The following is a 14,643-nucleotide window of genomic DNA, read 5'->3' on the forward strand; positions in this document are numbered from 1 at the left end:
ACGCGCGCACAATCCTCCGATGCGATTTTTCAAGGACCTGAGCCTGTCGGCCGCCATCGCGGGCTTCGTGGCGGTGCTGGTGGGCTTTACCAGCTCGGTGGCGCTGGTGTTTCAGGCGGCGCAGGCGTTTGGCGCGTCGCAGCAGGTCGTCACGTCGTGGATGTGGGCGCTGGGGCTGGGCATGGGGCTGACCACGGCCATTCCGTCGCTCATCCTGCGCCAGCCGGTGATGATTGCCTGGAGCACCCCCGGCGCGGCGGTGCTGGCCAGCGCGGGGCTGGGCTTCGACCTGGGGCAGGCGACGGGCGCCTTCATCGTCTGCGCGCTGTTGATCCTGCTGTGCGGCGTGACGGGCTGGTTCGAACGCGTGATGAACCGCATCCCCATGGCCCTGGCCTCGGCGCTGCTGGCGGGCGTGCTGGCGCACTTCGGCATGGCGGCCTTCGGCGCGGCGCGCACCGCCCTGCCGCTGGTGCTGGTGATGCTGGCGGCCTACCTGCTGGCGCGCCGCTGGTGGCCGCGCTACACGGTGCCGCTGACGCTGGCCGTGGCCATCGCGTTCGCGGCCTGGCAGGGCTCGATCGCCTGGACGGCGGTGCGCTGGGACTGGGCGCGGCCGGTGTGGACCACGCCGGTGTTCACCTGGCAGGCGGCCGTCAGCCTGGCGCTGCCGCTGTTCGTGGTGACCATGGCCTCGCAGAACCTGCCGGGCGTGGCGGTGATGCGCGCCACCGGCTACCGGATGCCCGTGAGCCGGCTGATCAGCCTGACCGGGCTGGCCACCCTGGTGCTGGCGCCCTTTGGCGCCTACGCGCTCAACTTCAGCGCCATCACCGCCGCCATCTGCATGGGCCCCGAGGCGCACCCCGACCCGGCGCGGCGCTACACCGCGGCCGTCAGCTGCGGCGTGCTGTACGTGCTGATCGGCCTGTTCGGCGCGGCGGTGGCGGGGCTGCTGACGGCCTTTCCCAAGGAGCTGGTGGCGGCCATTGCCGGGCTGGCGCTGCTGGGCACCATCGGCTCGGGCCTGAAGACGGCGCTGGAGCACGACGCCCACCGCGAGGCCGCGGTCATCACCTTCCTGGTCACGCTGTCGGGCGTGACGATTGCCGGCATCGGCTCGGCCTTCTGGGGCGTGGTGGCCGGCGCGGTAACCCTGCTCGTCACCCAGGCGCGGCGAAAACCCGACGCCCGGCAAGGCGCGCGCCCTTGAGGCAAGATGCGCGCAACGAAAGAGCCCCCCATGGACCTGCTGTTCATCGCCGACCCGCTCGAGCACTTCAAGACCTACAAGGACACCACCTTCTCGATGATGCGCGAGGCGCAGCGGCGCGGCCACCGCATCGCCGCCTGCGGGCCGCAGGACCTGCACTGGCGCTCGGGCGGCGTGGTGCAGGCCCGGGTGCGCCCCATCCAGCTTACGGGCCACACGCCCGACTGGTTTGCCGAGGAGCCGGCGCAGGAGCGCGCGCTGAAGGACTTTGGCGCCGTGCTGATGCGCAAGGACCCGCCCTTCGACGCCGAATACATCTACGCCACCCACCTGCTGGAGCAGGCCGAGCGCGAGGGCGCGTGCGTGGTCAACCAGCCGGCGGCGCTACGCAACCACCCCGAAAAACTCGCCATCATGGAGTGGCCGCAGTTCATCGGCCCCACGCTGGTCACGCGCTCGGAGGACGAAATCCGCCGCTTTCACGCCGAGCACCAGGACATCATCCTCAAGCCCCTGGACGGCATGGGCGGCATGGGCATCTTCCGCGTCAAGGCCGATGCACTGAATCTTGGCTCCATCATCGAGACGCTGAACGCGGGCGGCGCGCAAACCGTGATGGTGCAGCGCTTTCTGCCCGAGATCGCCGCCGGCGACAAGCGCGTGCTGATCATCGACGGCGAGCCCGTGCCCTTCGTGCTGGCGCGCATCCCGCAGGGCAGCGAGGTGCGCGGCAACCTGGCGGCCGGTGGCAAGGGCGTGGCCCAGCCCATCACCGACAGCGACCGCGCCACCGCGCGCGCCATCGGCCAGGTGCTGGCGCCGCGCGGGCTGCTGCTGATCGGACTGGACATCATCGGCACCCGCGTCACCGAGATCAACGTGACCAGCCCGACCTGCTTTCAGGAGATCCACGAGCAGACCGGCTGCGACGTGCCGGCGCTGTTCGTCGACGCGCTGGAGCGGCGCGTGACCACCGCCTGATTCTTCCCCGAGCTGTTTAAATTTGTAGCGCCCCACGCAGGCTGGGCGCCGGGCCACACCCTCTACGCCTTGTAACGTCGCGTCTGCGGGTTATCCCTCATACTGCGCCCTTCCGGCCCGCGCCTGTCGCGGCGGGCCGGGCAAGCAGGGGTAATTCAAGATGAAGGCTGGCAGTATCGGCTTGCGCTACAACCCGGCGCTGGATGGGTTGCGGGGCGTGGCCATCGCGCTGGTGATCCTGTCGCACGCGCACGTGCCGCTGTTCGACGGCGCGTTCTTCGGCGTCGACGTGTTCTTCGTGCTCAGCGGCTTTCTGATCACCTCGCTGCTGCTGATCGAGCTGCAGACCGAGGGCCGGCTGGACTACTGGCGCTTTTACCGCCGCCGGCTGCTGCGCCTGATGCCGGCGCTGCTGCTGTTTCTGGCCGTCTACGTGCTGGTGACACCGCTGCTGTGGCCGGGGCAGACCGACGCGCCGACCGACGCGCTGGTGTCGGTGCTGTACCTGGCCGACTACGGCATCGCCTTCTTCGACCAGCCCGCATCGCTGCTGCACATGTGGTCGCTGTCGGTGGAAGAGCACTTCTACCTCATCTGGCCGCCGCTGCTGGCCCTGCTGGTGGCGCGCTGCCGGCGCGGCCACGTGTGGCGCGCCATCGCGGTGCTGTGGCTGCTGGCCGCGCTGTGGCGCCTGCTGTGCGTGGCGTGGGATCAGCCCTTCTACCAGGTGTTCTTCCGCTTCGACACGCGCGCCACGGGCCTGCTGGCCGGCGCGCTGCTGGCGGCGCTGCTGCACGAGCAGCCCGACTTCATCACCCGCGCGCGCCGCCACCTGCCCGGCGCGCTGTGGCTGCCGCTGGCGGTGCCGCTGCTGATGGGCCTGGGCTGGGACAGCCGCGACGCGCTGTCCTGGGGCATGCCCGCCGTCGAGGGCGCGGCGGTGGTGGCGCTGGTGGCCGTGCAGCGCCAGCGCGGCATGGTCTACCGCATGCTGAGCCTGCCGGCGCTGGTCAAGCTGGGGCAGCTGTCCTACGGCGTGTACCTGTGGCACTACCCGGTGGTGCGCTATCTGCGCGCCGACCTGCCCTGGCCGTGGGTGGTGCTGCTGGGCGGCGCCATCTCGCTGGCGCTGGCGGCGCTGTCGTACCACGGCATCGAGCGCTGGGCGCTGCGCTGGCGCGACCGCGCCCCGGCGCCCGCGCGCCGGCACCCGCCGATGTCGGCGCCGGCGCATTGAAGCCTTGCGCTGGATTTCAAGCCGAATCGGGCCGTGGCCGGCACGGACAAAGCCCCATAAGCTATCGATTTTGCAGTTGTCGCAGCACCCCCTCGCGGCGCGCGCGGGCCGCCCCCACTATGATCGGCGGGCCATGCCCGACTCCCAGCCGCACCCGCCCGCCGCTCCCATCGCCGACGAGGACCTGAGCGCGCTGGCGCCGTTTCGCCACCGCGTGTTCAGCCTGCTGTGGAGCACCTGGCTGATCGCCAACCTGTGCATGTGGATGAACGACGTGGCGGCCGCCTGGCTGATGACCACGCTGACCGAGCGGCCCAACTGGGTGGCGCTGGTGCAGACGGCGGCCACGCTGCCGGTCTTTCTGCTGGGCCTGCCCTCGGGCGCGCTGGCCGACATCCTGAACCGCAAGCACTTCCTGCTGTTCACGCAGCTGTGGGTGGCGGTGGTGGGCGCGCTGCTGGCGCTGGCGGCGTTCGCCCACGCCATCACGCCGCCGCTGCTGTTGCTGCTGCTGTTTTGCAACGGCGTGGGGCTGGCGCTGCGCTGGCCGGTGTTCTCGGCCATCGTGCCCGAGCTGGTGCCGCGCCCGCAGCTGCCGGCGGCGCTGGCGCTCAACGGCGCGTCGATGAACGCGGCGCGCATCGTCGGCCCGCTGATCGCCGGCGCGCTGATCGCCAGCCTGGGCAGCGCCTGGGTGTTCGGGCTCAACGCCGTGCTGTCGGTGGGCGCGGCCGTGGTCATCTCGCGCTGGCGGCGCCCGCACACGCCGCACCCGCTGGGGCGCGAAAGCCTGCGCGGCGCCATGCGGGTGGGCCTGCAGTACGTGATGCAGTCGTACCACCTGAAGGGGGTGCTGCTGCGCATCGCGCTGTTCTTCTTCCACTCCACCGCGCTGATCGCGCTGCTGCCGCTGGTGGCGCGCGAGATCGAGGGCGGCAACGCCGCCACCTTCACCCTGCTGCTGGCGGCCATGGGCGCGGGCGCCATCGCCTCCACCTTCGTGCTGCCGCAGCTGCGGCGGGCCTTTCCGCGCGACCGGCTGGTGCTGGCCGGCGCCATCACGCAGGCGCTGACGATGGCGCTGATGGCCGTCACGCGCAGCCTGTGGCTGGCGGTGCCCGCCATGCTGCTGTGCGGCGCGGCCTGGCTGACCACGGCCAACTCGCTCAGCGTGTCGGCGCAGATCAGCCTGCCCGACTGGGTGCGCGCGCGCGGCATGTCGATGTACCAGATGGCCATCATGGGCGCCACCGCCTCGGGCGCGGCGGTGTGGGGCCAGGTGGCCACCTGGACCAGCGTGCCCCTGACGCTGGGCATCGGCGCGGTCAGCGGCATCCTGACGATGGCCCTCGCCACCTGGCGCATGCCCGACCGCGGCATGATCGACGACCCCACGCCGGCCGGCCCCTGGCCCCTGCCCCAGGTGGACGCGCCGCCGCCCGAGGGCCGCGTCATCGTCACGGTCGAGTACCAGATCGACCCGGGGCGGGCCCCCGCCTTTCGCGCCCTGATGGAGGAAAGCCGCCGCTCGCGCCTGCGCGTGGGCGCCGTGGGTTGGGACCTGCTGTCGGACATCAACGAGCCGGGACGCTTCATCGAGGTGATCGAGGACACGTCCTGGACCGAGCACCTGCGCCGCTTCGAGCGCACCACCGCCGCCGACGTGGCGCTGCGCGAGCGCAAGCTGGCGTTTCACATCGGCACCGAGCCGCCGCGCGTGCGGCGGGCGCTGCGCGAGAGCACGGTGCGCGGGGGAGCGGGCGAAGGACCGGGCTTGTTCAAGACCTGAGCCGCGATCCGCGAGAGCACGGGCCCACAAGCCCGGAAATCAAGTCGAATCAGGATGTAGCCCGCGTACAGAAAGCGCAGGTAGCTCTTGATTCGATAGTGATTTGGCCGGTCACCGAAACAGCCGACCGGCGTCTCTCAGCCGCCCTGCGACTTGCGCCGCTGCCGCAGCGCCACCGCCGCGAGGCCCAGCGCCATCAGGACGTAGCCGTAGGTCGTCAGCGTCGGCACGGCCGTGACCGCGGCGGCCTGGATGGTGATCGGGTGGTCCATCGAGGCCGTGCCCCAGAACTGGGATCCAGTCTTGTCGGCCCCCAGCACGTAATCCAGTGTGGTGGCGCCCGGTGTGCTGGGACGAATCCGCAGCGTGACCGTGGCGGTGGTGCCCGCCGGCAGGTCCGCGGCGGGCGTGATGGTCGCGCCCGCGAACGTCTGCCACGCGTTGGCGGGCGCCGTCGGCCCCACGCTGGGCGTGTAGGCGGCGCTGGCGGAACAGGTGCCGGACACGCCCCCCGCATACGCGCAGGACTCCACGACCCAGCCGGCGGGCAAGCTGACCGACACGTAGGGGGTGCAGGTGCTGCCCGCCTCGCACGCCCACGTGGAACTGACGTCGACCTGCACGTCGAACGGCACGTTGGCCTGGCCGCTGGCTGGCTGCTGGACGTTGGTGACGTCGATGCAGGCGCTCAGCCACAGCGGCGCCAGCACGACGAGGCCGCGGGCGAAGGATTGGATGGCGGTCTTCATGTTGCTCCTCCAAGTTGTTTCGATGGGTGCGCCATCGTAACAATCCTGGCGTTCCGCTCAACCCCGCGCGGGCGCCCCGTCCACGAACACGATCAGCTCGCCCGGCGCAAACGGCGTCCAGGCCTCGTCGCAGGTCAGCGGCGTGGTGGCCACCACGGCCACGCGGTCCTGCGGCGTGGTGTGCTCGGCGAAGTTGACGGCCAGGTCCTCGTCCTGCAGGCGCGCGCGGGCGAAGGGGTGCTGGCGCACGACGTAGCACAGCCTGGTGGAGGCATGCGCCCACAGCGCCTGGCCGTTGGACAGCAGCATGTTGAAGGTGCCGTGGCGGGCAATGCGCGGCACCAGTTCGCGCAACGTGCGCGTCAGCTCGGCCACCGGCGGCACGCTGGCGTGGGCCTTGGCCAGCTCCTGCATCAGCCAGCAGAAGGCGCGCTCGCTGTCGGTGTCGCCCACGGGGCGGAAGTGCCCGTGCAGGCGCGGGTGGTAGTCCTTCAGGTCGCCGTTGTGGGCAAACACCCAGGTGCGGCCCCACAGCTCGCGCTGGAAGGGGTGGCAGTTCTCCAGCAGCACCGGCCCGACCGTGGCCTTGCGGATGTGGGCAATGACATTTTTGCTCTTGATGGGATAGCGCCGGATCAGCTCGGCGATGGGCGAGTCGGCCGCCGCGCCGGGGTCCAGGAACACACGCGCGCCGCGGCCCTCGAAGAACGCGATGCCCCAGCCGTCGGCGTGGTGGTCGGTGCGCCCGCCGCGCTGGGCAAAGCCGGCAAAGCTGAAGGTCACGTCGGTCGGCGTGTTGCAGTTCATCCCGAGCAGCTGGCACATGGCTTCAGTTTATCGGGCCGTCAGGCGCGTGTGCGAGCCCAGCTGGCGCGCCGCCAGCATGGCCAGCACGCACAGGCCGGCCAGCATCAGGAAGACCTCGTCAAAGGCCGCCAGCCGGGCCGGGCTGGGCGGGCCCGCGCCCAGCACCGCCCCGTGCGCGGCCAGGCGCCACTCCAGCGCGATGCCGCACAGGCCGATGCCGGCCGCGCCGCCCAGCGTGCGCACGAAATTGATGGTGCTGGAACCCTGGGCGATCAAGTCCTTGTCGAGCCCGCGCAGGGCGCCGAGGTTGAGCGAGGGCAGAATGAAACCCAGGCCGATGCGCCCGACGATGCTCCACGCCATCAGCAGCCACAGGCCGCTGTGCAGCCCGATGGTCACCATCGCCGCGAACGACAGGGCCAGCAGGGCCAGACCCATCTGGACCAGGCCGCGGGCCGGCATGCGGTCGGCCCAGCGCGCCACCACGGCAATGGCACCCGCCAGCACCAGCCCCGAGGGCAGCAGCACGCTGCCCACGCTGGAGGCGGACATGCCCAGCCCCATCTGCATGTACACCGGCAGCAGGTAGGTGGAGCCGAACAGCGCCGTGCCGTAGATCAGCGCCACCAGCGTGCCCATGGCGAACGGGCGCCAGGCGAACACGCGCAGGTTCATCAGCGGCACCTGGCCGCGGCGCGCGCGCCGGCGCTGCCAGCCGATGAACAGCCCGCCACACGCCAGCGCCAGCCCCAGCAGCGCGCCGGCCTCGGCCGCGGTGCCGCCGCGCAGCGCCACCAGCCCATTGAGCAGGGCCAGCGTGCCGGCGCTGCCCAGCAGCAGGCCCCCCATGTCCAGCGCCTCGCCGCGGCGCGCCGCCGCGCCGCCCGGCGCCGTCGCCGGCACGTAGCGCCGGGCCAGCCACAGGGCGGCCAGGCAAAACGGCGCCACCATGAAGAAGATCGAGCGCCAGCCGAACCAGTCCACCAGCACGCCACCGATCGAGGGGCCCAGCGCCGGCGCCAGCACCACGCCCATGCCGAACATGCCGCTGGCGCGGCCCTGCTCGTGCGGCTCGAAGGCGCGCATGACGATGATGGCCGGAATCGGCTGCACCGCGCCCGCGGCTAGGCCCTCCAGCACGCGCGCCGACAGCACCACGGCGTAGTTCTGCGCGAACCCGCCCAGCGCGCCGCCGGCCAGCAGCACAAGCATGCAGCCGTTGTAGGTGGCGCGATAGCCGAAGCGCGCCAGCAGCCAGGGCGTGGTCAGCATCGACACCGTCATCGCCACCATGAAGCCGCTGCTGACCCACTGCGCGCGCGCCTGGCCCAGCGCGAACTGGTGCGACAGGCCCGGAATGGCCACGTTGACCACGGTGGAGGACATGATCGACGCCATGGTGCCCACCATCACGGCCAGCAGCAGCCACCAGCGGTAGCGGGGGCCGTGCCGGGCGCGCAAGGCCTCGCCGGAGCCGGGATCGTGCGGAGGCGGGTTGGCCGTGCTCACGGTGGGCCCGCCAGGCTGAAAGCCACGCCGGCGGGCACGTTGCAGCGGATCGGGGCCGGCGGGTTCATGCATCCGAGTATGCCCTGCCCGCCCCGGCCGAGCCCTTCAGACCCAGTCGAATTCGGCCGTGAAGTGGCGCAGGAACTTGGGCTGCCGGGTGATCTTCACGCCGCGGATGCTGGCGGCCTTTTGCTTGACCTCGGCGATCACCTCGGCCGCGTAGTCGAAGTGGCTTTGCGTGTACATGCGGCGCGGAAAGGCCAGGCGCACCAGCTCCATGCCGTGGTAGGTCTCGGTGCCGTCCTCCAGGCGCTTGCCGAACATGACCGAGCCGATCTCGACGCCGCGGATGCCGCCCTCCAGGTACAGCGCGTTGCACAGCGCCCAGGCGGGGTAGTGCGCGATGGGCATGTCGGGCAGCACGGTGCGCGCGTCGATGTAGACGGCATGGCCGCCCGTGGGCTTGACGAAGCCGACGCCCGCGGCCTCCAGGCGCTCGCCCAGGTATTCGGCGGTGCGCAGGCGGTAGCGCAGGTAGTCCTCCTGCAGGCCCTCCTCCAGGCCCACGGCCAGCGCCTCCAGGTCGCGCCCGGCCATGCCGCCGTAGGTGGGAAAGCCCTCCATCATGATCAGGTCGCTGCGCACCTCGTCCAGCCATTCGTCCGAGCGCAGCACGATGAAGCCGCCGATGTTGACCATGCCGTCCTTCTTGGCGCTCATGGTGGCGCCGTCGGCGTAGCCGAACATCTCCTGCGCGATGGCGCGCACGGAGGTGTGCTCGTAGCCCGGCTCGCGCATCTTGATGAACATGGCGTTCTCGGCAAAGCGGCACACGTCCATGATGAAGGGCTTGCCGTATTTCTTCAGCAGGGCGCTGTAGGCGCGGATGTTGGCCATGGACACGGGCTGGCCGCCGCCGGTGTTGTTGGTGACGGTGAGCATGCCGAACGGGATGCGGTGGCCCTCCTTCTTCAGCACGTCCTCGGCGCGCGCCAGGTCGATGTTGCCCTTGAAGGGCGCGATCGTCGCCGGCTGCAGGCCTTCCGGCACCACGAGGTCCAGCGCCTCCACGCCCATGTATTCGAGGTTGCCGCGCGTGGTGTCGAAGTGGCAGTTGTTGGGCACCAGGTCGCCCTTCTTGCACACCGCCGTGAACAGCACCTTCTCGGCCGCGCGGCCCTGGTGCGTGGGCACGAAGTGCGGCATGCCGGTGAGGTCCTGGATCACCTTCTCCAGGCGGAAGAAGCTGCGCGCGCCGGCGTAGCTCTCGTCGCCTTCCATGATGGCGCCCCACTGGCGCGCGGACATGGCGCCCGTGCCCGAGTCGGTGAGCCAGTCGATCAGCACGTCCTCGGCACGCAGCAGGAAGACGTTCAGGCGCGCGGCCTGCAGCAGCTTCTCGCGCTCGGCGCGCGTGGTCACGCGGATGGGCTCCACGCTCTTGATGCGGAAGGGCTCGATCAGGGTCTTGGGCATGGGGTGGTCCTTCATTCGTTCATTGAAAGCGAGCGAGGGTGCCACCGGTGTCCAGCCCGTGGTGTCGGTTCATTCCAACAACAGGGTCATTCGGCGGCCGAACGGGCGCAGGCAGCGCAGATGCAGGCGCGGCGGCGGGCGTCCTCGGGCACCCGCGCCAGCAGGGCGGGTGCGAACGTGGCCTGCGTGCACCAGCACGGCGGCTGGGGCTGGCCGCCGGCGCGCGCCGCTTCCATCGCGCAGCCGTTGGGGCCGCCGCACAGGGGGCAGCGGGCGGGGTCGGGCGGCGGCGGCTCGGGGGGCATGGGGATGCTATTCTGCAGTGCAGGACATCGCCCGCAGCTTTTTGGAGAATCCGAGCATGAACGCCGCCCTGACCGCCGCCCAGCGGCAAGAACTGAAAGCCCTGCTGCTGGCGCGCCGCCACGACCTGCAGGCGCAGATGCGGCAAAACCGCAGCAACCTGACGCCGGCCGAGAACACGGCCGGCAGCGTGTCGCAGGACGAGAACGGCCGCCTGACCAACCAGACGCGCGAGGTGGACGCCGCGCTCACCTCGCTGGACGCCGACGAGCTGGCGCGCATCGACCGCGCGCTGGAGCGCATGGCCGAGGACAGCTACGGCCTGTGCGCGGAATGCGGCCAGCCGATCGCCTTCGAGCGTCTGAAGGTGGAGCCCATGACCCTGCACTGCGTGGCCTGCAAGTCGCGCTGGGAGCAGAAGCAAGGCGCGCGCGGCTGAACCGGGCGCCCGGCCAAGCGGCTGTCATTGATGGGCAAAACAGGCTGTAGCGCGCACCAATCAAGCCCCAGCAGCTATTCTTTGTATAGTTTTCTGCAGGATGTTCCCGCTCCCAGGGGGAGAGGGAACAAGGGCCTTCAAGCCCCTGCCTTCACCTTTTGCCGCCAGGCGTGCAGCAGCGGCTCGGTGTAGCCGCTGGGCTGGGTCAGGCCCTTGAAGATCAGGTCGCTGGCGGCCTGGAAGGCGGCGGACTGGTCGAAGTTGCCGTGCATGTTGCGGTACAGCGGGTCGCCCGCGTTCTGCTGGTCCACCAGCGCGGCCATACGCTGCAGCGTGGCGCGCACCTGGCCTTCGCTGACCACGCCGTGCAGCAGCCAGTTGGCGATGTGCTGGCTGCTGATGCGCAGCGTGGCGCGGTCTTCCATCAGGCCCACGCCGTGGATGTCGGGCACCTTGGAGCAGCCCACGCCCTGGTCCACCCAGCGCACCACGTAGCCCAGGATGCCTTGGCAGTTGTTGTCCAGCTCCTGCTGGCGCTCGGCGGCGCTCCATTTGGCCTCGGGCACCACCGGGATGCTCAGCAGGCCGACCAGCAGTTCGTCGCGCAGCGCGGTGATGTCGGCCTGCGCCAGCTCGGCTTCCATCTGTTTTTGCACCTCGCTCACCAGCACCTGGTGGTAGTGCATGGCATGCAGCGTGGCGCCGGTGGGGCTGGGCACCCAGGCGGTGCTGGCGCCGGCCTTGGGGTGGCCGATCTTCTGCTGCAGCATGGCGGCCATCAGGTCGGGCATGGCCCACATGCCCTTGCCGATCTGCGCCTTGCCGCGCAGGCCGCAGGCCAGGCCCACCAGCACGTTGCTGCGCTCATAGGCCTGGATCCAGGCGCTGGTCTTCATGTCGCCCTTGCGGTACACCGGGCCGGCGCGCATGCAGCTGTGCATCTCGTCGCCGGTGCGGTCCAGAAAGCCGGTGTTGATGAAGGCCACGCGCGACTTGGCGGCGGCGATGCAGGCCTTGAGGTTGACGCTGGTGCGGCGCTCCTCGTCCATGATGCCCAGCTTGACGGTGCTGTCGGGCAAGCCCAGCAGCTCCTCCACACGGCCGAACAGCTCGCTGGCAAAGCCCACCTCGGCCGGGCCGTGCATCTTGGGCTTGACGATGTAGACGCTGCCGGTGCGCGAGTTGCGGATGCCGCCGGCGCCCTTGCCCTGCAGATCGTGCAGGGCGATGGCGGTGGTGACCACCGCGTCCAGGATGCCTTCGGGGATTTCCTTTTCGCTGCCGTCGGCGGCCTTGTACAGGACGGCTGGGTTGGTCATCAGGTGGCCGACGTTGCGCACGAACATCAGCGAGCGCCCGTGCAGCCGCACCGTGCCCTTGCCGGCGGGCTTGACGTAGATGCGGTCGGCATTGAGGCCGCGCGTGACGGTGTGGCCGCCCTTGTCGAAGCTCTCGGTCAACGTGCCGCGCAGGATGCCCAGCCAGTTGCGGTAGCCCAGCACCTTGTCCTCGGCGTCCACCGCGGCGATCGAGTCCTCCAGGTCGAGGATGGTGGACACCGCGGCCTCCACCACCACGTCGGCCACGCCTGCCGGGTCGGTCTTGCCGATGGGCGAGGCGCGGTCGATGCGGATGTCCAGGTGCAGGCCGTTGTGCACCAGCAGCACCGACGACGGCGCCTTGGCGTCGCCCTGGTAGCCCACCAGCTGCGCCGGCTCCAGCAGCGTGCTGCGCTTGCCGCCGGCCAGCTTGACGACGAGCTTGCCGTCCTTGATCTGGTAGCCCACCGAATCGACGTGCGAGCCCTTTTTGAGCGGGGCCGTGCGGTCCAGCATGTGGCGCGCCCACTCGATCACCTTGGCGCCGCGCCGCGCGTTGTAGCCCTTGCCCTTTTCCAGGCCGCGGGTTTCGGCGATCACGTCGGTGCCGTACAGCGCGTCGTACAGGCTGCCCCAGCGCGCGTTGGCGGCGTTCAGCGCGTAGCGCGCGTTCAAAATCGGCACCACCAGCTGCGGGCCAGCCTGCACGGCCAGCTCGGCGTCCACCTTCCTGGTCGTGACCTTGACCTTGGCCGGCACCGGCACCAGGTAGCCGATGCCTTCCAGGAAGGCGCGGTAGGCGCGCATGTCCTTGATCGGGCCGGGGTTGGCCTGGTGCCAGGTGTCCAGCTCGGCCTGCAGGCGCTCGCGCTCGGCCAGCAGGGCGGCGTTCTTGGGCGCCAGCTCGGTGACGATGGACGAAAAGCCCTTCCAGAAACGGCCCTGGTCCACGCCCACGTCGGGCAGCACCTCGCGGTTGATGAAGTCGTAGAGCTCGGAGGCCACCCGCAGGGCGCCGACCTGGATGCGTTCAGTCATGGCAGTGAAGCTTCAGAAGAAAAAACTGGCCCCCGGTGCGGGTGACCATCGAAGCCTCACTATATTTCAACCGTTATAGGCAAAAAAGAAACTCTGGATTGCAAAACCATTGACTTTTTTGCACAAATGAACCGGCCGCGCCGGTGCGCTCAGTGCAAGGGCTCGCGCACCGCCGGCACCGCCGCCCACAGCGCCGCCAGCCACACCGGCGCCGCCTGCAGCACGGCCAGCACCATGCCGGCGCCGCGCCAGGCCCAGGCCAGCGCCAGCAGCACGGCCAGCGCCTGCAGCGCCATCGCCCAGCGGCTGCAGCGCATCAGCAAGGCGCCCACTCCAGCGCAGGCCAGGCCGCACAGCAGGTAATAGGCGCCGCCGCCGCGCGCCAGCAGCGCCAGCCCACCCAGGCCCAGCAGCGCGCCCCAGGCGAGCAGCACCAGGCCCACCAGGCGCGGCGGGCCGTCCTGGCGCGCGCGCTCGAGCTGCTGGCGCTCGATCAGCACCCAGGAGTCGATGCGCGCGTCGCCGCCATCGGGTGCGGCGGCGGCCCTGGGCGCCGACGCGGGGCGGGCGCTGCCGGGCGTGGCTGCGGCCACCGAAGGCGCGTGCGGCGCCGGCCCGGCGGCCGCGGGGCCGGGCTCGCGCATGCGCCGCTCCAGCTCGGCGCGGGCGCGGCGGCTGCCGCCCTCGGCCAGCCGGTGCAGCTGGGCCAGGCTGAGGGTGCGCACGTCGGGCGCGGTGGGCGGCGCGGAGCGCTCGGGCGGGGCGGTCGAAGTCACGGCGGTGGGCGGCAACGGGTTGCCGGGATCATGGCACACCCGCAGCGGCCTGCCAGCGCGCTGCCGATAATCCACGCCCATGGACAAGCTCAAGGCCTTCGAGACCTTTGCCTCGGTGGCCGCCCGCGGCAGCCTGAGCGCGGCCGCGCGGGCCGAGGGCGTGGCGCCGGCCGTCATCGGGCGGCGGCTGGACGCGCTGGAAGCGCAGCTGGGCGTCAAGCTGCTGGTGCGCAGCACGCGGCGCATCGCGCTCACGCACGAGGGCGCGGCCTTTCTGGACGACTGCCAGCGCATCCTGGCCGAGGTGGCCGGCGCCGAGGCCAGCGTGTCGGCCGGCGGCGTGCAGGCCAGCGGCCAGCTGCGCATCACCGCGCCGGCGGGCTTCGGCCGCCGACACGTGGCGCCGCTGGTGCCGCCCTTTCACGAGGCGCACCCGCGGCTGCGCATCTCGCTCAACCTGGCCGACCGCATCGTCGACCTGGCGGCCGAGGGCTACGACTGCGCGGTGCGCGTGGGCGACTTGCCCGACTCCTCGCTGGTCAGCATCCGGCTGGCCGACAACCACCGCCTGGCGGTGGCCACGCCGGCCTACCTGCGCCGCCGCGGCGTGCCGCGCCACCCGCACGACCTGGCGCGCCACGACTGCCTGGTTCTGTCCAGCGACGCCTCGCAGTCGCGCGGCTGGGCTTTCACCATCGACGGCCAGCCCATGCACCTGCGCCCCAACGGCCCGCTGGACTGCAGCGACGGCCAGGTGCTGCACGCCTGGTGCCTGGCCGGCCACGGCATCGCCTGGCGCTCGACCTGGGAGGTCGAGGCCGAGATCGCCGCCGGCGCGCTGGTGCCCCTGCTGCAGGCCTACGCCGCACCGCCCAACGGCATCTACGCCCTGCTGCCGCACGCCACGCGCCACCTGCCGCTGCGCGTGCGCCTGTGGGTGGACTGGCTCAAGCACCACTACGGCGATCCGGGTTTCTGGACGCGCGCCCCCAGCCCGTAACATCGCG

Annotated in this window: 13 protein-coding genes; 6 read left to right on the forward strand and 7 right to left on the reverse strand. The window is 71.0% G+C overall.

The genetic code is table 11. The features are described 5' to 3' along the window. Window positions 1-19 precede the first annotated feature (19 nt). From benE to H6927_01520, 4 genes are all read left to right on the forward strand, one after another. On the forward strand, window positions 20-1,213 hold the full coding sequence (gene benE, locus H6927_01505; protein MCP5216776.1) for a benzoate/H(+) symporter BenE family transporter: 1,194 nt from the start codon (window positions 20-22) through the stop codon (window positions 1,211-1,213). Between the two features lie 30 nt (window positions 1,214-1,243). Next, window positions 1,244-2,194 carry a glutathione synthase gene (gshB, locus tag H6927_01510; protein ID MCP5216777.1) on the forward strand — a complete coding sequence of 317 codons (951 nt, stop codon included), beginning with the start codon at window positions 1,244-1,246 and terminating at the stop codon, window positions 2,192-2,194. A gap of 160 nt (window positions 2,195-2,354) precedes the next feature. Then, window positions 2,355-3,431 carry an acyltransferase gene (locus tag H6927_01515; GenBank protein MCP5216778.1) on the forward strand — a complete coding sequence of 359 codons (1,077 nt, stop codon included), beginning with the start codon at window positions 2,355-2,357 and terminating at the stop codon, window positions 3,429-3,431. Window positions 3,432-3,564: 133 nt separating this feature from the next. After that, entirely contained in the window at window positions 3,565-5,220 is a 1,656-nt protein-coding gene (locus H6927_01520; GenBank protein MCP5216779.1) for an MFS transporter, read from the forward strand. A gap of 137 nt (window positions 5,221-5,357) precedes the next feature. Here the strand turns inward: H6927_01520 and H6927_01525 are convergent, their stop codons facing one another. The 5 genes from H6927_01525 to H6927_01545 all read right to left on the reverse strand — a co-directional run bounded on the left by H6927_01525 (window position 5,358) and on the right by H6927_01545 (window position 10,066). Continuing rightward, a complete protein-coding gene (locus H6927_01525) occupies window positions 5,358-5,969 on the reverse strand; it encodes a hypothetical protein (protein MCP5216780.1) in 612 nt (203 codons plus the stop codon). 57 nt (window positions 5,970-6,026) lie between these two features. Then, a complete protein-coding gene (locus tag H6927_01530) occupies window positions 6,027-6,794 on the reverse strand; it encodes a class II glutamine amidotransferase (GenBank protein MCP5216781.1) in 768 nt (255 codons plus the stop codon). A gap of 9 nt (window positions 6,795-6,803) precedes the next feature. Then, window positions 6,804-8,357 (reverse strand): MFS transporter, encoded by a 1,554-nt coding sequence (locus tag H6927_01535; protein MCP5216782.1) that lies wholly within the window; start codon window positions 8,355-8,357, stop codon window positions 6,804-6,806. A gap of 33 nt (window positions 8,358-8,390) precedes the next feature. Further along, window positions 8,391-9,761, reverse strand: a complete 1,371-nt coding sequence (locus H6927_01540) for a tryptophanase (GenBank protein ID MCP5216783.1) — start codon at window positions 9,759-9,761, stop codon at window positions 8,391-8,393. An 86-nt stretch (window positions 9,762-9,847) separates the two neighbouring features. Then, on the reverse strand, window positions 9,848-10,066 hold the full coding sequence (locus H6927_01545; protein ID MCP5216784.1) for a cysteine-rich CWC family protein: 219 nt from the start codon (window positions 10,064-10,066) through the stop codon (window positions 9,848-9,850). A 56-nt stretch (window positions 10,067-10,122) separates the two neighbouring features. Between H6927_01545 and H6927_01550 the strand changes: the two genes are divergently transcribed. Then, the gene (locus H6927_01550) at window positions 10,123-10,503 is read left to right on the forward strand and encodes a TraR/DksA C4-type zinc finger protein (protein ID MCP5216785.1); all 381 of its coding nucleotides are present in this window, start codon (window positions 10,123-10,125) and stop codon (window positions 10,501-10,503) included. 137 nt (window positions 10,504-10,640) lie between these two features. On the opposite strand, the gene H6927_01555 is transcribed toward H6927_01550, so the two are convergent. Then, window positions 10,641-12,860, reverse strand: coding sequence for a malate synthase G (locus H6927_01555; protein MCP5216786.1), 2,220 nt, complete (start codon window positions 12,858-12,860; stop codon window positions 10,641-10,643). 149 nt (window positions 12,861-13,009) lie between these two features. Continuing rightward, window positions 13,010-13,636, reverse strand: a complete 627-nt coding sequence (locus H6927_01560) for a hypothetical protein (protein ID MCP5216787.1) — start codon at window positions 13,634-13,636, stop codon at window positions 13,010-13,012. 79 nt (window positions 13,637-13,715) lie between these two features. On the opposite strand from H6927_01560, the gene H6927_01565 reads away from it, so the two are divergent. Further along, window positions 13,716-14,636, forward strand: coding sequence for a LysR family transcriptional regulator (locus tag H6927_01565; GenBank protein MCP5216788.1), 921 nt, complete (start codon window positions 13,716-13,718; stop codon window positions 14,634-14,636). Window positions 14,637-14,643 lie beyond the last annotated feature (7 nt).

The sequence above is a fragment of the Burkholderiaceae bacterium genome (assembly GCA_024235995.1).
In the GTDB taxonomy this organism is placed as follows: domain Bacteria; phylum Pseudomonadota; class Gammaproteobacteria; order Burkholderiales; family Burkholderiaceae_C; genus Ottowia.

Bases quoted from the DNA above. Each gene is read 5' to 3' on its own strand.
- benE (MCP5216776.1), top strand. From the start codon at position 20: ATGCGATTTTTCAAGGACCTGAGCCTGTCGGCCGCCATCGCGGGCTTC.
- gshB (MCP5216777.1), top strand. From the start codon at position 1,244: ATGGACCTGCTGTTCATCGCCGACCCGCTCGAGCACTTCAAGACCTAC.
- H6927_01515 (MCP5216778.1), top strand. From the start codon at position 2,355: ATGAAGGCTGGCAGTATCGGCTTGCGCTACAACCCGGCGCTGGATGGG.
- H6927_01520 (MCP5216779.1), top strand. From the start codon at position 3,565: ATGCCCGACTCCCAGCCGCACCCGCCCGCCGCTCCCATCGCCGACGAG.
- H6927_01525 (MCP5216780.1), bottom strand. From the start codon at position 5,969: ATGAAGACCGCCATCCAATCCTTCGCCCGCGGCCTCGTCGTGCTGGCG.
- H6927_01530 (MCP5216781.1), bottom strand. From the start codon at position 6,794: ATGTGCCAGCTGCTCGGGATGAACTGCAACACGCCGACCGACGTGACC.
- H6927_01535 (MCP5216782.1), bottom strand. From the start codon at position 8,357: ATGCATGAACCCGCCGGCCCCGATCCGCTGCAACGTGCCCGCCGGCGT.
- H6927_01540 (MCP5216783.1), bottom strand. From the start codon at position 9,761: ATGCCCAAGACCCTGATCGAGCCCTTCCGCATCAAGAGCGTGGAGCCC.
- H6927_01545 (MCP5216784.1), bottom strand. From the start codon at position 10,066: ATGCCCCCCGAGCCGCCGCCGCCCGACCCCGCCCGCTGCCCCCTGTGC.
- H6927_01550 (MCP5216785.1), top strand. From the start codon at position 10,123: ATGAACGCCGCCCTGACCGCCGCCCAGCGGCAAGAACTGAAAGCCCTG.
- H6927_01555 (MCP5216786.1), bottom strand. From the start codon at position 12,860: ATGACTGAACGCATCCAGGTCGGCGCCCTGCGGGTGGCCTCCGAGCTC.
- H6927_01565 (MCP5216788.1), top strand. From the start codon at position 13,716: ATGGACAAGCTCAAGGCCTTCGAGACCTTTGCCTCGGTGGCCGCCCGC.